The following is a 22197-nucleotide window of genomic DNA, read 5'->3' on the forward strand; positions in this document are numbered from 1 at the left end:
GGGCTGGTGGCGACGGCGTCTGGCGGCCACCGGGATCCCGGGCGACGTGTCCACCGTACGCCCTCGGGGCCCTCGACTGCATACGCACCGGTGGCGAGGCCTGCCGGACACGTCAGCTCACTCCGACGGGTAGAGCCGGGCCGGGTCACCGGGTCGGAGACTGTCCGGGGTGTCGTCCCGGGTGCTGGCGGCGATCGAGCCGAGCAACGCCAACGAGCGTGCGGACTCCGTATCCGGCTCGGCGTGGTAGATCACCAGCAGCTGCCCGTCGGCGCCCGCCACCGCGAGCTTGTCGCAGTACAGGTCGAGGTCACCCACCTCGGGATGACGCAGCCGGCTGACCACGCCCTCCCGCCGACGCACCTCGTGACGCGCCCACAACCGGCGGAAACAGTCGCTCTTGAGTGACAGCTCCCCCACCAAGGCCGTCAACCGGGGGTCGTCGGTGGCCCCGCCCGAGTCGGCGCGCATCTGCCCCACCACGCTCTGCATCGCCTGCCGCCAGTCGCGGAACAGCTCCCGCTCGGCCGGGTCCAGAAACACCGCGCGTAGTCGGTTGGCGCCCGGGGCGAGATTCGGCGACAGTGCCCTCGCCATCGGGTTCGAGGCCAGGATGTCGAGGTAGCGGTTCTGCACGAAGGCCGGCATGTCGAGCTCCCGCAGCAGGTGCAGGATGCTGGCCGGCACCCGGTCAGCGGCCGGCCGGGCGGCCCGGCGCGACCGCGCACGGCTCAGCCCGATCATGTACGCGGTCGCCTCCGGGTCCAACCCCAGCACCCCGGCCAGGGCATCGAGGACCTGCACCGACGGATGCCGCTCGCGGCCCTGCTCCAACCGCAGGTAGTAGTCGGCGCTGATCCCGGCCAGCATCGCCACCTCCTCGCGCCGCAGCCCCGGCACCCGGCGCAGGCCCACTCCCGGGCCGAGCCCGACGTCCTCGGGCCGGGTCTGCTCCCGGCGGGCACGCAGAAAGTCACCGAGCGGGTTCGTCGCGTCCATGAGACCGACGGTAGATCGCCGGGCCGCCCGGTGACTGGCTGTGTCACTACCAGGAACAGCTCGCCCTGCCGGCCGGCTGATCCCCGACGCACAGTCGACGCATATCCACTCCGATCACGGATAGAGGACGACATGAGCGAGAACCTTCCCGGCGGGTCCCTGACCCTGGCTGAGGGCCTCACCCTCAGCCGGATGGGCTACGGAGCGATGCAGTTGGCCGGCCCGGGTGTCTTCGGCCCGCCCCGCGACCGCGAGCAGGCGATCGCCGTGCTCCGCGAGGCCGTCGACCTCGGTGTCCGGCACATCGACACCAGCGACTTCTACGGCCCGGTGGTGGTGAACGAGCTGATCCGCGAGGCGCTGCACCCGTACCCCGAGGATCTGCACCTGGTCACCAAGGTCGGCGCGCGCCGCGGCGCCGACCGCTCCTGGATCCCGGCGCTCGAGCCGGACGAACTGAAGGCCCAGGTCCGGGACAACCTCCAGCACCTCGGCCTGGACGTCCTCGACGTGGTCAACCTGCGGGTCGGTGTGGCGGAGGGCACCGGCGACGATCCCCTCTCCGAGCAGTTCGGCGCCCTCGCCGAACTGCGGCAGGAAGGGCTGATCCGGCACCTCGGGCTCAGCAACGTCACGCTCGACCAGCTCACCGAGGCCCAGGCCATCGCCCCGGTGGTCACCGTCCAGAACCTTTACAACCTCGCCAACCGGCAGGACGACGCCCTGGTGGACCGGTGCGCGGCGGAGAACATCGCGTTCGCCGCGTTCTTCCCGCTCGGCGGGTTCACGCCGTTGCAGTCCGACACGCTCAACGACGTGGCCGCCCGGGTGGGGTCGTCGCCGCAGCAGGTCGCCCTGGCGTGGCTGCTTCAGCGCTCCCCCACCACGGTGCTGATCCCGGGCACCTCGACGCTGGCGCACCTACGGGAGAACATCGCCGCTGCAGACCTGAAGCTGCCGGCCGACGCGATCGAAGAGCTCGACACCATCGGCGGCTGACGCCGGGACGCGGACCGCCACACGGCGGTCCGCGTCACCCACCCGCTTCACTCAGGCCCGCCGCCCGGTCCAGATGGGTGAGGAACCGCCGCACCGCCGGTGGTCGGCTCCGCCCGGCGACGGTCGCGGCGAAGATCCGCCGGACGGAGACGTCGTCGGGGTGCAGGCGGAGCAGGGTCAGGTCGGATGGAGCGGCGCGTACGGCCAGGGCCGGCACCAGCGCAACGCCCAGACCGGCCGCGACACAGCCCAGCTTGCCGGTCCACTCGGCCGCGACGATGTCGATCCGCGGGCGAAAACCCGCCGGTAGGGTCGCCCGCAGCAGGGTCTCCTCGGCGGTCGCCGAGCCGGCGATGAACGACTCGTCGGCCAGGTCGCGCAGACGGATGGTCCGCCGGTGGGCGAGCCGATGCGCCCGGGGAACAGCCACCAGAAGCGTCTCGTCGACGAGGTGGTGCAGGTCGAACTGGTCGCCGTCGAGCGGCTTGTCCGACGCGGCGCTCACCACGGCGACGTCGGCGTCGCCGTCGACCAGGCGCTCCAGCAGCCCGGGCGTGAGCCCTTCGACCAGCGACAGGGCCACCTCGGGATGCTCGGACCTGAAGCTGGCCAGAGCACGTGGCACAAGCGCGGCGACCGCCGTGGGGAACGCGCCGACCCGCAACCGGCCGGCGGACAGGTCGCGCAGCGCCGCCAGGTCCCGCCGGGCGGTGTCCAGCCGGTCGAGCACCGCCTCGGCGTGGCCGAGCAGGCAACGGCCCTGCTCGGTCAGGGCGACACCGCGCGGCAACCGGTCCAGCAACGGCGACCCGGTCTCGGCTTCCAGCGCGGCGATCTGTCGGGACACCGCCGACTGGGTGTAGCGCAGGCTGCGGGCCGCAGCCGTGATGGAGCCGTGCTCGGCGACGGCACGGAAGACCTGGAGCGCGTTCAGCTGCATCGTGCCATGCTCCCGCAGCATGGCAGCAATGCATAACAGTCGCTGGTGGCATGGCTTTCCGCCCCCTAGCGTTGGCGACATGTTCGAGATCGCACTGTTGGGTACGGGCACGATGGGCACCGCGATCGGCCGTCGGCTGCTGGCCACCGGGCATCGGCTCACCGTCTGGAATCGCACGTCCGCCCGCACGGCGCCGCTCATCGACGCCGGGGCACGAGCCGCCGGCAGCCCAGCCGAGGCGGTCCGCGACGCCGACGTGGTGATCACCATGCTCACCGATGCGGTCGCCGTCCGGCACACGTTGGTCGACTCCGGTGCGGCACTGGCGCTGCGGCCGGGCACCCCCGTGATCGAGATGTCCACCATCGGTCCCCGGGCCGTGGCCGAACTGGCCACCCTGCTGCCGGCGGGAGTACCGCTGGTTGACGCTCCGGTCGCCGGCAGTGCCGGGGCTGCCGAGACGGGCCAACTCGTGGTCCTGGCCGGCGGGGAAGAGGCGGTCGTCGAGCGGATCGCCCCGCTGCTGGGGATGTTGGGCACCGTCCGTCGCTGCGGCGGCTCCGGCCGGGGCGCGGCGTTGAAGCTGGTGCTCAACACCGCGCTGATCACCGCTGTCACCGCGGTCGCGGACACGCTCACTGTCGCGGACGCCGTCGGCGTCGACCGACGTACCGCGATCGATGCACTTGGCACCGGACCGCTCGGCGGCGCGGTCGCCCGGGCGACCGCCACGGACGCCGCGTTCGCCGCCGCCCTGGCCGCCAAGGACGCCCGACTCGCCCTCGACGTGCTCGGCGACGCGCCGGTGCCCCTGCTGCGCGCCGCCGCGTCGGCGCTGGCGGCCGCGCGCCATCCGCAGGACGACATCGCCCGTCTCACCGACGCCGCCGCTTCCGAGGAGAATCAGTGAACCTGACCCTGGACAACCCGACGACCGTCGCCGCGCCGTTCGGCGACCGGTTCGCGCACGTCGCCCGCCTCGACCTGCCAGGGGGCGCGCTGCTGATGCTCTCCGGTCAGGTCGGTGTGGACGACGCCGGCGCGGTGGTCGCACCCGGCGACGTGCGGACGCAGTCCGAACGGATCTTCGAGTTGATCGGCGCGCTGCTCGCGGCGCACGGCGCCACCTTCGCCGACGTGCTGCACGTCCGGACGTTCATGACCGACCTCGGCGACCTGGCCGGCTATGCGGACGTCCGCAACCGCTACTTCGGGCAGACCAGGCCCGCCAGCACCACCGTCGAGGTGAGCCGGCTCTTTCTCGACGGCGCGGTGCTGGAGGTCGAGGTCACCGCTGCCGTGACCACAGGTTGACCGGCATCGGCTGATCTTCGTGGCGATCGGCGCAGTCGGCGCGCTGGTCTCAGCGCTGGTGCGGCCGGTCTCAGCGCTGGTGCGGCCGGTCTCAGCGCTGGTGCGGCCGGTTGCGGACGAGGGCGAGCGTGAGCACGGCGGTGACGAGGAAGACGATGCCGTTGATCCGCAACCCGGCCTGGACGCCGGAGGTCATGGCTTCGGCGATCGCCGCCCGGACCGGGTCGGGCAGCGGCTGGTCGCCGGTGACACCGGCGGCCACCGCCGCCTGCACGGCGCCACGGGTAGGTTCGGCGACCTGGTGCGCGGCCAACCGGTCGGGCAGGTCAGCCAGCATCGTGGTGGTGAGCAGCGTGCCCAGCAGGGACGTGCCGAGCACGGAGCCGACCTGTCGGGCGGCGTTGACCGCGCCGGAGGCCATCCCGGCCTGCGCGGGCGCGACGCTGGCCAACGCGGCGGCGGTCGCCGGAGCCACCACCAGGCCGCCTGCGGCACCGAACAAGGCGAACAGCGCCCACCGGTGACCGAACGACGCGGTGGGACCCTGGGCCGCCAGGCCGAAGCTCGCCACCGCACCGAGGACCAGGCCGAGGGTGAGCGGCGCTTTGAAGCCGGTACGACGGATCGCCCGCCCGGCGCCGAAGGCGACGACCACGTAAGCGCCGAAGAGCACCAGCATCCGCCAGCCGGTGTCCAGCGGGCTGAGTGCCTGGACACGTTCGTGGAAGAGGACCAGCAGGATCGCCACGCCGGTGAAGCCGAACAGCGACACCGCGGCGACGACCATGACGGCGCTGAACGACGCGGACCGGAACAGCCGTATGTCGAGCATCGGCGCATCGGAACGCAGCTCGACCAGGACGAACGCGACAAGCGCGGCAGCCGCGGCGATCCAGGCCACCGTCACCACCGGGCTGGTGTAGCCGTCCTTGCCGCCCTGGATCAGGGCGTAGACGGCCGCGGCGATGGCGACGGTGCCGAGCAGCAGGCCGGGTACGTCGAGTCGGCCTGCGCTCGGCCGGGACTCGGCCACGCCGATGGCGGCGACGACGAGGGTGACCACGCCCAGCACGATCGTCGACAGGTAGACGCTGTGCCACGCGTAGTGCTTCAGCAGGGTGCCGGCGATGAGCGGGCCGATCGCGAGCCCGATGCCGGAGGCGGCCGCCCACGCGGTGATGACCTCGGTACGGCGGTGCGGGTCGGTGAAGGTCGCGCCGAGGATCGCCAGGCTGTTGGGCAGGATCAGGGCCCCGCCGAGGCCGGCGACCAACTGCCCGACGATCACCCAGGCCACGGTGGGGGCACCGGCCACCACGGCACCGCCCACGATCATGGCGAGGATGCCGGCGCCGAACATACGCCTGCGTCCGTAGCGGTTGCCGAGGGTGGCTGCGGACAGCACCACGCTGGCCACGACCAGGGTGTAGGCGCTGGGAATCCAGATCACGGTGGTCGGGTCGACCCGAAGATCGCGCTGGATGGTCGTCAGGGCGGAGACCGTCGCGGTGATCTGGAGGAACGTGATCATCGCGCCCAGGCACATGGCGATCAGGGTCACCGGGCGGGAACCGCGAAGGGACCTGGCGGTGGCCGGTCCGGGTGCGGCTGCGGTCGGGGCCGTGGTGTTGGTGGTCACTGGCGTCCTCGATGCTCGTCGGGCTGACTTGCGTTCGCATAAGCCAGCGACGACCAAGTGAACCACCTGGCTAGCTTTTACGCAAGTCAGGTACGCTGGACGGCATGGAGGACCTCCGAGAAGATCGCGACTCCTGGTCGAGCGAGAACTGCTCGGTAGCCCGGGCGATGGACATCGTCGGCAGCAGGTCGACGGTCCTGATCATGCGCGAGGCGCTGCTCGGCACACGCCGCTTCGACGACTTCGTCCGCCGGGTCGGCGTCGGCGAGCCCGCCATGGCCGCCCGACTCAAGGAAATGGTCGCCGCCAACCTGCTCGAACGCATCCCCTACCGGGAGCCGGGTCAGCGCACCCGCCACGAATACCAGCTCACCCGCAAGGGCCACGAACTGCTGCCAGTGATCACGGCGCTGCGCAACTGGGGCGACACCTGGGCCGCCGACGACGCCGGCCCGTCCGTCGTCGCCACCCATCACGACTGCGGCGAGCCGGTCCGCGCGGTGCTCCGCTGCGCGGCGGGCCACGAGGTGGAGGACGGCGACATCGACATCGCCGCCGGCCCGGGCCTGATCCGGCGCAGCTGACGGCTGAGGCGCTGACCACCCGAGGCCCTGACGAGGCCAGCGGCGTGCCGCCATCCAATCGATCTTGGTCACCGAAGGTTGTCGTACACCTGTTCTAGTGTGTGGTCATGGTCGAGGAGTTGGCGCAGGCAGACGACGCGGTCGCTGCCTGCGTTGACGACGCCGCCTGGGCTCTCGCCGACGATGAGCTGGTCGCGGCGCTCGACGCCGCACACCGCCTGGAGCAACGTCTCGCCGCCGTGAAGCTGGCGTTGGTGCGCGAGGTGGACGGTCGGGGCACGGCGGTCGCGCAGGGCGCCTCCAGCACCGCGGTCTGGTTGCGCGAGCGACTGCGGTTGACCATTCCCGCAGCCCGTCGGCTGGTCGATCTCGCGGCGTGCGTCGACGCGGCCCCGCCGGCCGTGCGGGGCGCGCTGGCTGCCGGCGCGGTCAGCGTGGAGCAGGTGCGGGTCATCGCCGACACCGTCGCCACCGTGCAGACGGCCGCTGGGCCGGAGGTGGCCGACAAGGCCGTCGGTGTGCTGGTCGACTGGGCCGGGCAGTTCGACCCCACCCTGCTGCGCAAGCTCAGCACCCGCATCCTCGACCACGTCGCCCCCGACATCGCCGACGCCGCAGCCCAGGCCGCACTCGACGCCGACGCCCGCCGAACCAACCGCGACCGCCACGTCACGATGTCCACGCTGACCGACGGCCGACTCCGACTCACCGGCATCCTCGACAGCGAAACCGCCGGCCTGCTGCGCGCCGCGATCGACCCGCTCACCGCCCCGTCCGGCCCCGACGACCAGCGCTGCGCCGGGCAACGCCGCCATGACGCCCTCGCTGACCTCTGCCGGCTCAGCCTGCGCACAAGGGAGCTACCCGAACACGGCGGCGACCCCGCACAAATCGTCGTCACCACCAGCTACGACGCCCTCGCGGGACAACTCGGCGCCGCCACCCTCGACACCGGCCTCCACCTCACCCCGGAAACAGTGCGCCGACTCGCCTGCGACGCCGCGATCCTGCCCGCCGTGCTCGGCGGCACCGGTCAGGTCCTCGACGTCGGCCGACAACGCCGCCTCATCACCGGCCCACTACGCCGGGCCCTCGTATTACGCGACGGTGGCTGCGCCTTCCCCGGCTGCGACCGACCACCCCGCTGGTGCAACGCCCACCACATCCGGCACTGGGCCGACGGCGGCCCCACCAACCTCAACAACGCCGTCCTACTCTGCGGCCACCACCACCGCCACCTCCACCACAACGACTGGACCGTCCGACTCGGCGACGACGGCCATCCGGAGTTTGTGCCCCCGGCCTGGCTCGACCCCGACCAACTCCCCCGCCGCAACCACTACCACCGACGGACATAGACACGACCAGCCGGGCTGAGCGCACTGTCACCACGCAGCCGGATCCAGGTGGTCCCGCGCGCGACAAGGCCGGGCCTCGGATGACGCCGCGCGCTCGGCGGTACCGGCACGGTGGCGCGACGGCGCAGGCCGGCGCTGGGCATGAGCCCAAACCGCTGCGGGCCACGCTCCCGAACGCGGAGAACCAGCCCCTTCCCGCACCAGGCCACCAGGCCACCAGGCCACCAGGCCACCAGGCCACCAGGCCACCAGGCCACCAGGCCACCAGGCCACCAGGATGAGGGTCAGGGTGTCGCGGACCGACGACAAGGGCATCCCGGTCGGCAACCAGCCCGCCGCCAAGCAGCTACCAGCGCTGGCACGTCGGAGTAACGGGCGGCGGGGGCAGCCCTGGTCGCCCGGTCCACGACGCGACGCTGGTCGTTGTTGCCCCGCCAGCCCTCGGGGGAGTGAAGCAGGTGGTGCAGGGTGCGGCCGAGCAGGTGCACGGTGGTCCGCTCGTCGATCACCGCGCCACGGACGAACTCCTCCGGTGCCATGTAGCGCCGCGAGCCGGGCAGCCGTTCGGCGTCGAGCAGGAAGGGCCCGGGTCGGTACTCGTCCAGGTCGATCAGCCGCATCCGCCCGGCGGAGAAGTCGTACAGGAAGCAGCCGTCGTAGAGGTCGACCGCGACCAGGCCGGCGGCGCTGACGGCGAGATGGGCGTCGAGGATCGCGTCGAGGGCCTCCTCGACCTGCGGCAGCGGCAGTTGCTGGAACCGCGTGAGCCCGCTGCGGTCGGCGCCGTGCACTGTCGCGTGGTTCAACAGGTCGCCGTCGTACCAGGGGTAGACGAGCGTTGGCCCGGCCGGTCCGTGAACTGTCCGCACTGGACGGACGATCACCGGGTGGTGGACTGCGGCGTGCACCGCGCAGGCCCGGTCGAGGGAAGCTCTGCCCTCGGCCGTGATGGCCGTCTTGACGAGCCAACGCCCGCCCGCGTCCTCGACCCCGTAGGACAGGCACCCGGAGTCCTGCTCGCCGAAGACGACGAAGGCCGAATTGATCGACGGCACCGAAACCCGCCGAAATGGCATGGACACCCCCAAGTTCGGTGGCGCCAAATGACGCGCAAAGTACCCGTTGTGTTACGAGCTTGTTTCCAAGATGACAGCCAGGTTACGAGTGCTTCTCGATGATCGATACCGATCCTAGGTTTCGGCCACCGTCATCAGTCGTGGCGGCCGGCACCGAACGTGGAGGCAACGACGTGCCACAACCGAACACAGATCGGACCGGACGGGCCAGGCGCGGGGTCAGCATGCTGGCCGCCGTGGCGCTGACCGCGGCCGGGCTGACCAGTCTGCCCGCCAGCGCAGTCGCCGCGCCGGCGGGCAGTGGACCGACCGCCCGTTACCTCGTCCAGCTCGACGAGGAGCCGCTGGCCACCTACACCGGCGGCGTCCCCGGCATCGCGGCGACCAAGCCGGCCGACGGCGCGAAGCTGAACCGCACGTCGGGCAGCGCCAAGGCATACCGCGATCACCTGCGCCAGCAGCGTACGTCCGTTCTGGACCGTGTCGGCGTTCCGGCCGACCGCACCCGCGTCACGATGGAGACCGCGTTCAACGGGTTCGCCGCCGACCTGACCGGGCCGCAGGCCGCCCGGCTGCGCGCCACCCGAGGTGTACGGGCGGTCTACGAGAGCCAGAAGGTGCACGCGGCCACCTCGCACACCCCGGAATACCTGGGCCTGACCGGCAAGGGCGGGGTGTGGAAGAAGGAGTTCGGCGGGGACTCCCACGCGGGCGAGGGCATCATCGTCGGGGTCATCGACAGCGGCTACTGGCCGGAGAGCGCGAGCTTCGCACCGCTGCCCAGCCCTCGCCCTGACCAGGCCGTCATCGACGCCAAGTGGAAGGGCACCTGCGACGTTGGCGTCGAGGCACCGGTCACCTGCAACAACAAGGTGATCGGCGCCCGTTGGTACAACGACAGCGGCATCGCCGACGCGTTCCCGGACGACTACTCCTCGCCTCGCGACCGCAACGGCCACGGCACCCACACGGCCAGCACCGCGGCCGGCAACCACGGCGTGCGGGCGACCTCGGGCACCCAGGACCTGGGCATGATCTCCGGCATGGCGCCGGCCGCGCGCCTGGCGATCTACAAGGCGCTGTACGACAACGGTGCGGGCGGCGCGACCGGTACCGACATCGACATCGTGCACGCCATCGACGACGCGGTCGCCGACGGTGTCGACGTGATCAACTATTCGATCGGTGACGACACCGAGCGGTTCGGGGCGGTCGACGCGACGTTCTTCAACGCCGCCGCCGCTGGTGTGTTCGTCGCCGCCGCAGCGGGCAACTCCGGCCCGTTCGCCAACACCGTCGACAACTCGACGCCGTGGCTGACCACGGTGGCCGCGAGCACCACCGACCGGCAGAACACCCGGAAGCTCACCCTCGGCAACGGCACGACCATCGCGGGTGTGGGCATGGGCGAGGCCGGTGTCGGGCCGGCCCGACTGGTCTTCGCGAAGGACAGCGCACTCGACCCGGACGGCGCGTACGGTGCGGGCCTCTGCGCCGACGACACGTTGGATCCGGCCAAGGTCAAGGGCGCGATCGTGCTCTGCCTGCGTGGTGAGATCCCGCGTACCGACAAGAGCATCGAGGTGGCACGGGCCGGCGGGGTCGGCATGGTGCTGTACAACGAGGAACTCAACTCCCTCAACGCCGACGTGCAGGCCGTGCCGACCGTGCACATCAACGAGGTCGACCTGGCCACGGTCACCGCGTACGTCGCCAAGGGCAACGCCACGGCCACCATCTCGCCGAGCAGGCTGGAGACTGTCGAGGCCCCCGCGGTCGCCGCGTTCTCCTCGGCCGGCCCGTCCAACCTGAACGCCGGTGAGCTGCTCAAGCCGGACATCAGCGCGCCCGGTCAGGACATCGTCGCCGCGTTCTCCCCGTCCGCTGGCGGGAACGACTTCGCCCTGGAGTCCGGCACCTCGATGGCGGCGCCGCACATCGCCGGCATCGCCGCCCTGCTGCTGGCGAAGCACCCCGACTGGTCGCCCGCCGCGGTCCGCTCCGCGCTGATGACCAGCGCGGTGGACAAGACCGACAAGGGCAACCCCATCAAGATCGGCACGTACGACGCCACCCCGCTCAACTACGGCGCGGGCCAGGTGAAGCCGGGTGGGGCGTTCGACCCGGGCCTGGTCTACGACTCCAACCAGCAGGACTGGATCCAGTACCTGTGCGGGGTTTCCGCCGACCGGGGCAGCGACTACGGGCTCGCCGACCTGGACGGCTGCGACACCATCGGTGCGATCGACACGGCCCAGCTCAACTACCCGTCGATCTCGCTGGGCCGGATGGTCGGCAAGCAGACCGTGACCCGTACGGTCACCAACGTCAGCGACAAGACCAGCACGTACACCTCGTCGGTGCAGGCCCCGCCGGGTTACAAGGTCAAGGTCACGCCGGCGAAGATGCAGATCCGTCCGGGCAGCAGCGCCCGCTTCAGCGTGGAGGTCACCAACACCGGCGGCGCGTTCGACACCTGGGCCGACGGCTCGCTGACCTGGCGCGACCAGTTCAAGCACGAGGTGCGCAGCCCACTGGTCGTCCACAACTCCGGGTTGGTCGCTCCCGACGCCATCACCGGCAAGGGCACCTTCGGCAGCGTCCGGGTCGCCGCCGAGGTCGGCTACAAGGGTCAGCTGATCTCCCAGCTCTCCGGCCTCACCGCGGGCACCAGCACCGTGGTCACCCTCCAGGGCGACGGGCCGAGCTGGGACTGGAGCACGTCGAACAACCTGCCGGTGCCACTGCCCGCGTCGATCAGCAGGACCACCCTGCACGTGCCGGCCGGCACCCGCAGCCCGCTCGTCCAGGTGACGTCGGAGCGTCCCACCTGCTCCCACATCGACTGGGACGACGAGGAGGGCGTGATGGAGTGCACCGAGTTCAGCCTCAACGTCTACGACAAGGACGGGAAGTTCGTCACCGCCACGGCCAGCGGTCGTGACGGCGCCAAGGTGACGCTGCCGGACGGTGCCGGGGACTACATCGTGGTCGTCGAGCAGGAGTTCACCGAGAACATGCCGAAGGGCACGAACGCGTACACCCTCACCAGCTATCTGCCCGGCGCGCCGGGCACCTCCACCGGCCGGTTCACCATCGACCCGAAGCAGCGCAGCGTGCAGCCTGGCACGACGGCGAACCTGACAGTGCGCTGGTTCGGCCTCGCTCCGGGACAGCGTTACCTCGGGGTGCTGGAGTTCCGCAACGGTGACGGCTCGCTGAAGACCGTGCCGGTCACCGTCCAGTCCTGACGGTGCCAGCGGGGCCGGTGGGCCGGCGTGTGACCCAGGTCACCGCCGGTCCGCCGGCCCATCGTCGGTCCGCGCAGAGGTGATCTGCTCGGCCCACGGTGATCGACGGCGGCGGGGACAAGACGCGGGGCGGCGGGGGCCCAACTCCGGTCCGCCCCGAACGTCTGCGTGGGCCCGTCGAGTTCGTCGGACGAACGGAGGAGTTGGCGCAGTTGCGCCGGCTCGTCGAAGCCCCGCCGTGCCTGATCCTGTTGGAGGGCGAGCCCGGGATCGGCAAGAGCCGGCTGGTCGCCGAGTTGCTCGCCGAACTTCCCGGGCACCACCTGGCCGGCGAGTGCGACGACGTGCCGGAGCCCTTCCCGCTCGGCGTACTGCTGGACGCGATCCGGGGCAGCGCCGACCGACTCGGCCCGCTCAGCCCGGTGGCCGGCGCCCTCGCGCCGCTGCTGCCCGAGCTCGCCGACGCCCTGCCCGCCCCGCCGCCCCCGTTGACCGACCCGGCGGCCGAACGACACCGGCTGCTGCGGGCCGTCGCCGCGGTGCTGGCCGCGCTGAGCCCCGCCACCCTGCTGCTGGAGGATCTGCACTGGGCCGACCCGGCGACCTGCGAGTTCCTCGGCTACCTGAGCACCCACCCGGTGGACGGGCTGGCGGTGGTGCTGACCGCACGCACGGCCGCGCCGGGCGGCAGTACGCCGATCCACGACGCGTTGGCCCGAACCCCTCCGTGGAGCGTCGCGCGAGTGCCGCTCGGCCCGCTGGACGCCGACGACGTACGCCGGCTCGCCGCCCGGACCCTGCGGCTCGACGACCCGCCGCAGCAGCTCACCGCCACCCTGCTCGACCGGACCGCCGGCATCCCGTTCGTGGTCGAGGAGGTGCTGCGGACACTCGCCGAGCGGGGTGGCGACCCGTTGGCGGACGACAGCGTTCCGTTCGTCCTGCGTGACGTGCTGCTCTGGCGGCTGCGCCCACTCAACGAGGCCACCCGGGAGGTGCTCGGTGCCGCCGCCGTGCTGGGAATGGCACCGGACCAACGCATCCTCGCCTCGGTGCTCAGCCTGGACCGGGTGGCGATCGGCGCGGCGTTGACCGCCGCCCACCGCGCTGGCCTTCTGCACGACGGCGGTGACGGCCTGCGCTTTCGTCACGACCTGGCCCGACAGGTGGTGTACGACCTGGTGCCCCGGGAGAGCCGGGAATGGCTGCACCTGCGTGTCGCACGGGTGCTGGAACAGGAGCTTCCCAGGCCGGTCGCCCAACTGGCGCACCACTACCGCCGGGCCGGCAGCGGAGCCGACTTCGTCCGCAACGCTGAGGCGGCTGCCGACCTGGCCACCGAGCGCGGCGACGACGCGACCGCCGCCAGCTTCCTGCTCCAGACGATGGACGTCGCCGAGCTGCCCCGACCGGTACGGGTCCGGCTCGCCGCGAAGCTGGGCCGGTCAGCCATCGACGGGCTCAGCCAGGCCGAGGCGATCCCGGTGCTGGAACGGCTGCTCGCCGACCGCCGGCTACCGCCCGGCGCCCGGGGCGAGCTGGGCCTGGTGCTCGGGCGGATGCTGCGTCAGCAGGGCGAGGCACTGCGCGGGTACGCCGAGATCGAGCGCGCCGTGCCGTACCTGCGCGCACCGCGCCGGAGGGCCCCGGCGCTCGCGGTGCTGGCGGCCCCGGACACCGTCGTCGGCCGGCACGTCGACGGCCACCTGGCCCGCTGCGCGGAGGCCGAGGCCGCCGCGACGGCCAGCGGGGACCCGGCCGCGCACCTCGCGGTCCGCATCGCCCGTACCTCGCTGCTGATCGAGCTGGGCGATCCGACGGCCTGGTCGATCATCACCGAGCTGCGCGCGTCCGCCGAGTTGGCCGACCGGCCCCGGGAGCATGCCCGCGCCTGCCTGAACTGGGCGCAGGGCGCGTTGCACGCCGGTCATCCGGAGCAGGCCGAGGCGCTTCTGGCGGCGGGCCGGGGGTTGGTCGACGAGACCGGGTACGAGCGGCTGACGACCCTGGTGGAGGTCACCGAGTTGTCGCTGGACCGGGCCGCCGGGCGGCTCGACGGGCTGGCCGAGCGGCTCGCCCGGCTGGTCGTGACGGCCGAGCGGATGCCGGTGACCCTGCTCGACGCGCGGGTCGAGCTGGCGACCGTGCAGGGCCGTACCGCGGTCGACGCCGACGAGGTGGAGACGGCCGAACGGGCGCTGCGGGAGGTGGTGGCCGACGCCCGGCGGGTCGGCGCGATCTGGCCGCTGGTGCAGGCGCTCTCGGCGCTGGCCCGGCTGACTTTGGCCGGGCGACCGGACGAGGCGGCGCGGCACGCTACGGAGGCGCTGTCACTGGTACGCGGAAAGGGCATCCTGGCGTGGGCCGCCGAGGCGGTCCTGGTGCTGGCCGAGGCGGCAGCCGCAGCGGGCGACCCGGCAGGGGCCGCGGGAGCGGTCGCCGAGTTGGAGGCCGGGATTGCGGGCCGCGACGCACCGCTCGCCCTGGCCGCCCTGCGCCGATGCCGGGAGCTCGTCCCGGCCTGACGCCGACCCGCCCGAGCCAGGCGACCCGGGACGAGACGCGCCGACGAAGGTGCGGGAGTCGACGCCGCCTGAGCGGACCGGGATGGTGCAGGGTGGCGGGCCGCCCAACGACGGCCCGCCACCGTGGATCAGAGGACGACCTGGTGCACCCGGTTGTCCACGCCGCGTACGGCCAGCCAGGCGCTGCCGTTGGCACCGGCGGCGGCCCCGGGCGCGCCCCGGAACGCGTCGGTCGCGAACTCACCGCGTCGGAACCAGCCACCCCAGGCGCCGTCGGTCAGGTTGCGCTGCCAGAGCCGGTTGTCGGCGGCCAACGAGAACAGGTAGACCCGGCCGGACGTGGCGAGCAACGTCGGGCTGCCACTGGTGGTGCCGCCCAGGTTGGTCCAGGCGGACCAGGTGGTGCCGGTCCGGCTGCTCCACCACACCTCGTCGGTGCGGCTGCGGACCGCCACGTGCAGGACGCCGTCGTCGTCGACGACAGCGCTCGGCCGACCGTGGAACGGCCGGTCCTCGGGAGCGCCGACGCCGGTCCAGCGGGTGCCCGCTGCACGGGACCAGAGCTTGCCGTCCGCGCCTCGGGCGACGAGCGTCCACTGGGTCGGGCTGGTCCAGGCCACCGTGGGCGCGTCGGTCAGCGTGCCACCGAGGCTGCGCCACGGCCCCCAGCTGCCGGCCACGTAACTGCGCTGCCAGGCCGCATTGTCGGTGCCACGGACGAAGACGTCGAGTCGCCCACCGGCGGAGCCGTACGCGGCTGGCTGGCCGAGGATCCGGCCGCCGACCGGGCCGCCGAGCGAGGTCCAGCGCGTGCCCCACGTCGTACCGGTGCGGGTGTTGACGGCCAGCGCGCCGGAGGCGTCGCGGACGAAGGCGGCGGCGTGCGTGTCGTCCACCCGGACCAGCGCCGGGCTGGCGCTGGCGGTGCCGCCGAGGTTGGCGCCGGCGACCTGGTCGGTGCCGGTCAGACCGAGCATGGCCACGCCGTGCGCCGGCACCTCGACGGTGTACGAGCCGGTGAACGGCTGGACTCCGGCGGAACCGGGCTGGGCGTCCACGTCAGCGCGGGACCACAGGTCACGGACGCGCACCGACCCGCCGAGCGCGACGTCGGCGAAATTCACAGTGATCTGCTGAGCGGTGTCGTGTCGGTTGAGCAGCGCGACGGCCCGCTTACCGGAACCGGTGAGCACCTTGCTCCAGACCTGCGCGTCGGTGCCGGTGTCGGCGACCTTGACGCCCTGTCGGACCAGCGGGTCCTGGTCCACCGCGATGATCTCCGGGTTGGTCAACGCCGAGATCATCTCCGCCGGCAGGCCACGTGGGTCGGAGCCGATCACCAGTGGTGCGGCCATGATGGCCCACATGCCGAGCTGCGTCTTGGACTCGTCCAGGCTCAACTCGTACCCGCCGTCGGGCAGCGGGCGCATCGGCAGCAGGTAGTCCGGGTCGTTGTAGTGCCCCGGCCCGGTGGCCGCCGGGTGGTACGCGTTGACGTCCATGTTGCGCAGCACCCACGGGTACGCCCACTGCGGGCTCGGGTCGGTCAGGCCCACGTCGGTGTACGTCCGCCAGGAGTCGGCGATGGTGGGCGCGTACGTGTAGCTCCAGGTGGAGAGCTGTTCCGGGGTGTACGGGCCGCCACCCCAGTCGGAGCTGACCGGGTTGCAGATGTTGAGCAGCATCGGCCGCGGCGACTGGCGTACCGCCTCGGCCAGCTCACGGAAGGTGGCCTCCGGGTCGAGGCCGGCGGCCCGGCCGCAGAGCCAGTCGGCCTTGAGCGCGTCGAAGCCCCAGCCGGCGAACTGGGCGACGTCGGCCTGGTAGTGGCCGTTGCTGCCGAGCCCGCACTGCCCCGACAGGTACGGCCCGGCGTCGGTGTAGATGCCGGCCTTCATCCCCTTGCTGTGGATGTACGCGGCCAGCGCTGCCATTCCGCCGGGGAAGCGGGCGGGGTCGGCGACGAGCTGACCGGCCTCGTTGCGTGGGGTGGGCGCGGCCCAGTTGCCGTCGATCCAGACGTAGGTGTAGCCGGCGTCGCGCAGGCCACTGTGGACCATATGGTCGGTGACGGACCTGACCTCGGCCTCGGTGGGATCGCCACCGAGGCCGAAGTAGGTGTTCCAGCCCTGGTAGGGCGTCGGGGCGAGGCCGCTGTTGAAGAACGTCGGGGCCCCCTGGTCCTCCGCGCCGGTGGCGGCCGGGGCGTGGCCGGGCCGGCCGGGCCCGTGACCGACCTGGGGTGGGTCGGTGTGCGGTGGGCCGGCCAGTGCCGGCGTCGGGCTGACCAGGCCCAGGCCGAGCACGGCCAGGGCAGCGGTCAGCGGTCGGTTCAGGCGCATGGAGGTACTCCTGTCCCTCGGGGGTGGGGTGGTGGTGCTCCGACCTCAGTCGCGGGTCAGCACGATGAGGTCGGCGTCATGGGTCGGGCTCCACTGCACGGGAAGGCCGACAGCGGCGAGGTGACTGCCGGAGTAGTGGCGGTCGCCGTGTCGGTAGCGGGCCGCCGGGTCGAGGCCACGCAGTGGCAGCCGTACCGGGCGCGACGGCAGCAGGCCGGCGCCGTCGAGCCGGCCGGTGTGCCAGGCCAGGACGACGACCCGGCGCTCGTCGGGCGCCGTGTACTGCACCGCGCAGCGGGCCTGGTCGGGCCCACCGATCAGGTGCACCTCGCCGTGCGTGACGACGTCCCGGATCTGCTTGTACCGGGCGATCCAGCCGGCCGCCTCGGCCCGTTCCTCGGGAGTCCAGGCCCGGATGTCCGCGCCGATGCCGAGCACACCGGCCATCGCCAGGACGAACCGGAACGCAAGGGTTCGCGGTCGACTGTCGAACAGGCCGGGCGCGTCGGTGACCCAGGAGCTGAGCAGGTGCGGGGCGTTGGCGTGCAGGAAGCCGTACTGGATGGCCAGCCGGTCGAGTGGGCCGGTGTTGTCGCTGGGCCAGAACACGTCGGCGCGGGCGGCCATCGCCAGGTCGGTCCGCGCGCCACCGCCGGCACAGGCCTCGATCAGCACACCGGGGTGGTCCCGGCGCAGCCGCTCGTAGATCCGGTGCAGGTTGGCGACGTGGGTGCCGTCCAGGTCGAGCGGACCGACACCGCCCGGCCGGCCCGGCTCGGTACGCGGCCGGTTGAAGTCCCACTTCAGGTAGTCGATGTCGTACCGGCGCAGCAGATCGTCCACAGTGGAGTGGACGAACTCGGCGACCTCCGGCCGGCCCAGGTCGAGCAGGTACTGGTTGCGCACGGGGGTGAGCGGCCGACCGTCGACGGAGTAGACCCATTCCGGGTGCTCGGCGTAGAGGCTCGACCTCGGGTTGACGCACTCCGGCTCGACCCAGAGCCCGAAGTTCAGCCCGAGCGCGCGGACGTCGGCGATGAACGTGTCGAACCCGGCGGGGAACTTCGCCGGGTCGGGCGTCCAGTCACCCAGTCCGGCGGTATCGTCGTCGCGGCCGACGAACCAGCCGTCGTCCACCACGAACGTCTCGACGCCCAGGTCGGCGGCGATCCGAGCGAGCGCGAGCTGGCTCTCCGCCTCGACGGCGAAGTAGGTGGCCTCCCACGAGTTGTAGAGCACCGGTCGTGGGGTGAGCCGGTCGGCGGCGAGCAACCGCTGGTGGGTGTGCCAGACCCGGGCGAGCCCGTCCAGGCCGTCCGGGCTGTACGCCCCGGTGACCACCGGCAGGGCCAGCACCTCGCCGGGGGCCAGCGCCAGCGGGCCGTCGACCAACTGTCGGCCGGCCCGGACGCGGGTCAGCCCGCCGGTGTCCCGCTCGGCGCTGATCTCCCACGAACCGGTCCAGGCCAACGCCATCCCCCACGCCGGACCGGCCGGCTCGGCGGTGTCCCGCACGGCCAGCCAGGGCACGTGCAGATGCCCGGGTACGCCCTGGGAGCTGCCGATGCTGAAGGTGCCGTGGCCCAGCTCGACGTGGGAGAGCTGAAACTCCTGCGCCCACTGCCCCCACTGGTGGCTGAGCAGCGCGCCGTGCGGCGTCGGTACGCAGAAACCGCCCGACCCGGCCCGGACCACCCGCAGCGGGGCGGAGCCGCCGTTGGTCAGCTCGACCCACCGCTGCACCACATCGGTGCCGGCGGGCACCCGGTAGTGCACCGTTGCGCGTAGCCCGGTCACCGCGTCGGCGAAGTCGACGGCCAGCTCCCGCTGGTCGGCGTCGACCCGTACGCCGGTGTGCGTGAAGCCCACCCGGCGCTGCCCGGTCACGGTCTCCACCACCAGGTCCGCGCCGGTGAACGGCCGGTCGGCGTCGGTGGCGTACTCGATGGGGGCGGCGTCCCCGGCGGTGAGGAACGGCACCGGGCCGTCGTAGGCGACCGGCGACGGCCCGGTGGAGACGCCGTGCGGCCCCCACGCGACCAGTTCCAGCCAGCGGCCGTGCGCCGGCACGGTGACTGTGTACTCGGTGTGCGTGCCGCGCAGCGTCCAACGCTGCCCGGGCGCGGCGGTCACTTGACCGCTCCGAGCGCCAGGCCGGAGACGAAGTGCCGCTGGAAGCGCAGGAAGACCGCGACGGTGGGGACGGCCGCGATGACGGTGCCGGCGGCGATCACGTTCCAGGACGAGACGAACTGGCCCTGGAGGGCGAGCAGCGCCGGGGTGACCGGCATGTTGTCGTCGGTACGCAACACGGTGATCGCCCAGAGCAGGTCGTTGAAGATCCAGGTGAAGGACAGCGCCCCGAGAGCGGCGAGCGCCGGCCGGGTCAGTGGCAGCATCACCCTGGTGAAGATCTGCGCCGTGCCGGCGCCGTCGATGGTGGCCGCCTCCTGGATCTCGCCCGGCAGGTCCCGCATGAAGCCGTGCAGGACGAAGGTGTAGAAGCCGAGCCCGAAGCCGACCTGCACCGCGATCAGCGCCCAGAGCGTGTCGTACAGGCCGGTCAGCTCGCTGAACTTCGCCACCGGGATGAGCAGGATCTGCGGTGGCAGCAGGTTGCCGGCGAGCATCAGCAGCAGGATGGTGCGTCGGCCGGGGATCCGGAAGCGGCTCAGCGCGAACGCGGCCATCGCCGCGAGGGCGAGACTCAACGCCACCGACGGGACGGCGACCAGCATGCTGTTGATCAGGGCGCGCAGCTCGCCGCCGTCGGTCCACGCCTGTCGGTAGGTGTCCAGCGTGAACGATCGGGGCAGGCTGCCCACGCCGTGTGCGGCGATGTCGTCGAACGACCGGGTGGACATCACCACGACCCAGAGCACCGGGCCCAGCCAGAGCAGCGACAGCAGGATCATGCCGGTGTGGAAGGCCCCGGTACGGAGCTTGTTCATCACGCTTCCTCCCGGAACGCGCGGACCAGGTAGCCGAGGATGACGGCCAGCGCGAGCACGAAGATCACCACGGCGATCGCGGAGGCGTAACCCAGCCGCAGGCTCTGGAACGCTGTCGAGTACATGTAGGTGCTGAGCAGCTCCGACGAGTGGTACGGCCCACCCTTGGTCAGCGACCAGACGATGTCGAACGAGCGCAGCGAGTCGATCACGATGACCGACAGCACGACGGCGTTGACTCCCTTGAGCTGGGGGATCGTGACGTGCCGCAGCCGCTGCCAGGCGTTGGCGCCGTCCATCCGGGCGGCCTCGTGCAGCGCCGGGTCGATCGCCTTCAGCCCGGCCAGGAACAGCACCATCACGTAGCCGATCTGCCGCCACAGGGCGGGCAGGATCACCGCGTAGAGGGCGGTGTGCGGGTCGGCGAGCCAGGGTCGGATCAGGTGCTCCAGGCCGACGGCCCGCAGCAACGTGTCGGCGATGCCGTCGGGCTGGTAGAAGACCCGCCAGACCAGCGCGGTCACCACCAGTGAGAACACCACAGGGGTGAACAGCGCGGCCCGGTAGAAGCCGACCCAGCGCCGCTCCTTCTGCAGGATCAGCGCCATGCCGAAGCCACCCAGCACGGAGAGACCACCGAAGAGCACCAGCCAGATCACCGTGTTGACCAGCGCGCCTCGGAAGGTGGCGTCACCGGCCAGCTCGACGTAGTTGTCCGTGCCCACGAAGGTCGGCGACGACATGCCGTCCCAGCGGGTGAGGGAGAACCAGAAGCCCTGCAGCGCCGGCCAGAAGACCCAGATGCTCTCGACCGCGAACGGCACGAGGACGAACGCCACCAGCAGCGGCGACAGTCGAGCCGACCGTCGCCGCCGCCGGGTGGGAGTGACCGAGGTCGTGGAGATCGTTGCTGTCACGTCAGCCCTTGAAGACCTTCTCGGCGCCGGCCTGCCACTCCCGCAGGATCGCGTCGATCTGGTCCGGCTTGTCGATGAACTTGGTCAGCGCGGTGTCCGCGGTCGGCTGGAGTGCGTCACTGGAGTCGCGGTTGAAGAACTGGGTCAGCTCCTTGGCCTCGTCGAGCATCGCCTTGCCCTTGACCACCAGCGGCGAGTCGGACGCCTTGGCCCTGGGGTTGGCCGGCAGGACGATGCCCGAGCTGGCCTTGACGTACGCCTCCTGGGCCTCGACCCCGGAGAGGTAGCTGAGCAGGGCCCTGGTGCCGGTCGGGTTGGCGGTCTTCGCGCTGGCGAAGAAGCCGTCCGTCGGGGCCTCCTCGGCCAGCGGCACCGCCGGGTCGATGATCGGGAACCGGAAGAAGTCCAGGTCACCGAGGGCGTCCTTCGGTGCCGCGTCGGCGAAGAACGTGCCGATCAGGAACATGCCGGTCTTGCCGGCCAGCAGCGCGGTGGTCGCCTCCTGGAACGGGTACGCCTTGCCCTTGGGGTCGAAGTAGGGCAGGGCCTCGCGCCAGCGGGTGAAGACCGCCTTGACCTTGGGGTCGTCGAAGCGCTGCTTGCCGGCGAGCAGCTCGCGGTGGAACGGCGCGCCGTTGATCCGGATGTTGAGGTAGTCGAACCAGGCCGAGGCCACCCATGGGGTGTCGCCGAGGCCGATGCCGATCGGCGGGATGCCCTTGCTCTTCAGCGTCTCGCACAGCGCCAGGAAGTCGGTCCAGGTCTTCGGCTCCTGCACGCCCCACTTGGCGAAGTTGGACTTGCGGTAGAAGAAGCCCCACCAGTAGTTGTTCATCGGCACGAAGATCTGCTTGCCGCTGGCATCGGTGGAGAGGGTGCGCAGCGACTGGGGGTAGTCGCCCAGCGACTTCCAGACGTCGGAGACGTCCAGCAGCAGGTTCTTGCTGGCGTAGTCGTTGGCGACCGAGCCCGCGTACCAGGTGTAGAGGTCCGGCGGGTTCGCCGAGGTCAGGTACGTCGGCAGCTGGGTCCGGAAGGTCTCCGAGGCGATCGTGTTGAGGCTCGCCGTGCCCTTGCCCTGCGCGTTGAAATTCTCGATCAGCTTCTCCATCGCGGCCTTGGCCTGCGGCGAGGAGAGGTTGGACTGGATGGTGACCGCGCCCGAGCCGTTGCTCGTCGTCGGCCCGCTGGCGGAGCTGGCGCACGCGCTGAGGAACGAGCTGGCGCCGAGCGCGCCCATGCCGGCGAGCCCAAGGTGACCAAGGAATCGCCGGCGACCGGGGTCGAAGTCGCTCACGGAGG

At 71.9% G+C, this 22197-nt stretch carries 16 protein-coding genes; 7 read left to right on the forward strand and 9 right to left on the reverse strand.

The genetic code is table 11. From position 1 onward, the window contains the following. Positions 1-117: 117 nt before the first annotated feature. Entirely contained in the window at positions 118-999 is an 882-nt protein-coding gene (locus tag KBX46_RS11100; RefSeq protein ID WP_210792436.1) for a helix-turn-helix domain-containing protein, read from the reverse strand. A 132-nt stretch (positions 1000-1131) separates the two neighbouring features. On the opposite strand from KBX46_RS11100, the gene KBX46_RS11105 reads away from it, so the two are divergent. Continuing rightward, positions 1132-1998 carry an oxidoreductase gene (locus tag KBX46_RS11105; RefSeq protein WP_210792437.1) on the forward strand — a complete coding sequence of 289 codons (867 nt, stop codon included), beginning with the start codon at positions 1132-1134 and terminating at the stop codon, positions 1996-1998. 34 nt (positions 1999-2032) lie between these two features. Here the strand turns inward: KBX46_RS11105 and KBX46_RS11110 are convergent, their stop codons facing one another. Next, positions 2033-2938 (reverse strand): LysR family transcriptional regulator, encoded by a 906-nt coding sequence (locus KBX46_RS11110; RefSeq protein ID WP_210792438.1) that lies wholly within the window; start codon positions 2936-2938, stop codon positions 2033-2035. Between the two features lie 79 nt (positions 2939-3017). Between KBX46_RS11110 and KBX46_RS11115 the strand changes: the two genes are divergently transcribed. Together KBX46_RS11115 and KBX46_RS11120 are read left to right on the forward strand one after the other, a co-directional pair. Next, positions 3018-3848 carry an NAD(P)-dependent oxidoreductase gene (locus KBX46_RS11115; protein ID WP_210792439.1) on the forward strand — a complete coding sequence of 277 codons (831 nt, stop codon included), beginning with the start codon at positions 3018-3020 and terminating at the stop codon, positions 3846-3848. Beyond that, the gene (locus KBX46_RS11120) at positions 3845-4252 is read left to right on the forward strand and encodes a RidA family protein (protein ID WP_208741284.1); all 408 of its coding nucleotides are present in this window, start codon (positions 3845-3847) and stop codon (positions 4250-4252) included. Before KBX46_RS11115 ends, KBX46_RS11120 begins: the two co-directional genes overlap by 4 nt. A 91-nt stretch (positions 4253-4343) precedes the next feature. On the opposite strand, the gene KBX46_RS11125 is transcribed toward KBX46_RS11120, so the two are convergent. Next, positions 4344-5891, reverse strand: coding sequence for an MFS transporter (locus KBX46_RS11125; RefSeq protein WP_308159456.1), 1548 nt, complete (start codon positions 5889-5891; stop codon positions 4344-4346). A gap of 104 nt (positions 5892-5995) precedes the next feature. On the opposite strand from KBX46_RS11125, the gene KBX46_RS11130 reads away from it, so the two are divergent. Further along, positions 5996-6475 (forward strand): helix-turn-helix domain-containing protein, encoded by a 480-nt coding sequence (locus tag KBX46_RS11130; RefSeq protein WP_088951318.1) that lies wholly within the window; start codon positions 5996-5998, stop codon positions 6473-6475. Between the two features lie 107 nt (positions 6476-6582). Next, on the forward strand, positions 6583-7833 hold the full coding sequence (locus KBX46_RS11135; protein WP_210792440.1) for an HNH endonuclease signature motif containing protein: 1251 nt from the start codon (positions 6583-6585) through the stop codon (positions 7831-7833). 284 nt (positions 7834-8117) lie between these two features. On the opposite strand, the gene KBX46_RS11140 is transcribed toward KBX46_RS11135, so the two are convergent. After that, on the reverse strand, positions 8118-8909 hold the full coding sequence (locus KBX46_RS11140) for a serine/threonine protein kinase (protein WP_247667357.1): 792 nt from the start codon (positions 8907-8909) through the stop codon (positions 8118-8120). A 236-nt stretch (positions 8910-9145) separates the two neighbouring features. Between KBX46_RS11140 and KBX46_RS33005 the strand changes: the two genes are divergently transcribed. Both KBX46_RS33005 and KBX46_RS11150 read left to right on the forward strand, forming a co-directional pair. Next, positions 9146-12160 (forward strand): S8 family serine peptidase, encoded by a 3015-nt coding sequence (locus tag KBX46_RS33005; protein WP_210792441.1) that lies wholly within the window; start codon positions 9146-9148, stop codon positions 12158-12160. A gap of 98 nt (positions 12161-12258) precedes the next feature. Further along, complete coding sequence (locus tag KBX46_RS11150; RefSeq protein ID WP_210792442.1) at positions 12259-14685, forward strand: AAA family ATPase; 2427 nt, start codon at positions 12259-12261, stop codon at positions 14683-14685. Between the two features lie 128 nt (positions 14686-14813). Here the strand turns inward: KBX46_RS11150 and KBX46_RS11155 are convergent, their stop codons facing one another. From KBX46_RS11155 to KBX46_RS11175, 5 genes are read right to left on the reverse strand one after another with little or no spacing between them, the layout of a single operon-like run. Beyond that, entirely contained in the window at positions 14814-17027 is a 2214-nt protein-coding gene (locus tag KBX46_RS11155; RefSeq protein ID WP_210792443.1) for a glycoside hydrolase family 27 protein, read from the reverse strand. A 45-nt stretch (positions 17028-17072) separates the two neighbouring features. Next, positions 17073-19160: an alpha-galactosidase gene (locus tag KBX46_RS11160; protein ID WP_210792444.1), complete on the reverse strand. Its 2088-nt coding sequence runs from the start codon at positions 19158-19160 to the stop codon at positions 17073-17075. Further along, the gene (locus KBX46_RS11165) at positions 19157-19978 is read right to left on the reverse strand and encodes a carbohydrate ABC transporter permease (protein ID WP_210792445.1); all 822 of its coding nucleotides are present in this window, start codon (positions 19976-19978) and stop codon (positions 19157-19159) included. Before KBX46_RS11165 ends, KBX46_RS11160 begins: the two co-directional genes overlap by 4 nt. Then, on the reverse strand, positions 19978-20895 hold the full coding sequence (locus KBX46_RS11170) for a carbohydrate ABC transporter permease (RefSeq protein ID WP_210792446.1): 918 nt from the start codon (positions 20893-20895) through the stop codon (positions 19978-19980). The genes KBX46_RS11165 and KBX46_RS11170 overlap by 1 nt, the downstream gene beginning before the upstream one ends. Position 20896: 1 nt before the next feature. Next, complete coding sequence (locus KBX46_RS11175) at positions 20897-22192, reverse strand: ABC transporter substrate-binding protein (protein ID WP_210792447.1); 1296 nt, start codon at positions 22190-22192, stop codon at positions 20897-20899. Positions 22193-22197 lie beyond the last annotated feature (5 nt).

It is taken from the genome of Micromonospora sp. C81, assembly GCF_018070425.1.
Taxonomy (GTDB): Bacteria; Actinomycetota; Actinomycetes; order Mycobacteriales; family Micromonosporaceae; genus Micromonospora; species Micromonospora zamorensis.

Coding starts and splice junctions, on each gene's coding strand:
- KBX46_RS11100 (WP_210792436.1), bottom strand. CDS start 999: ATGGACGCGACGAACCCGCTCGGTGACTTTCTGCGTGCCCGCCGGGAG.
- KBX46_RS11105 (WP_210792437.1), top strand. CDS start 1,132: ATGAGCGAGAACCTTCCCGGCGGGTCCCTGACCCTGGCTGAGGGCCTC.
- KBX46_RS11110 (WP_210792438.1), bottom strand. CDS start 2,938: ATGCAGCTGAACGCGCTCCAGGTCTTCCGTGCCGTCGCCGAGCACGGC.
- KBX46_RS11115 (WP_210792439.1), top strand. CDS start 3,018: ATGTTCGAGATCGCACTGTTGGGTACGGGCACGATGGGCACCGCGATC.
- KBX46_RS11130 (WP_088951318.1), top strand. CDS start 5,996: ATGGAGGACCTCCGAGAAGATCGCGACTCCTGGTCGAGCGAGAACTGC.
- KBX46_RS11135 (WP_210792440.1), top strand. CDS start 6,583: ATGGTCGAGGAGTTGGCGCAGGCAGACGACGCGGTCGCTGCCTGCGTT.
- KBX46_RS11140 (WP_247667357.1), bottom strand. CDS start 8,909: ATGCCATTTCGGCGGGTTTCGGTGCCGTCGATCAATTCGGCCTTCGTC.
- KBX46_RS11155 (WP_210792443.1), bottom strand. CDS start 17,027: ATGCGCCTGAACCGACCGCTGACCGCTGCCCTGGCCGTGCTCGGCCTG.
- KBX46_RS11165 (WP_210792445.1), bottom strand. CDS start 19,978: ATGAACAAGCTCCGTACCGGGGCCTTCCACACCGGCATGATCCTGCTG.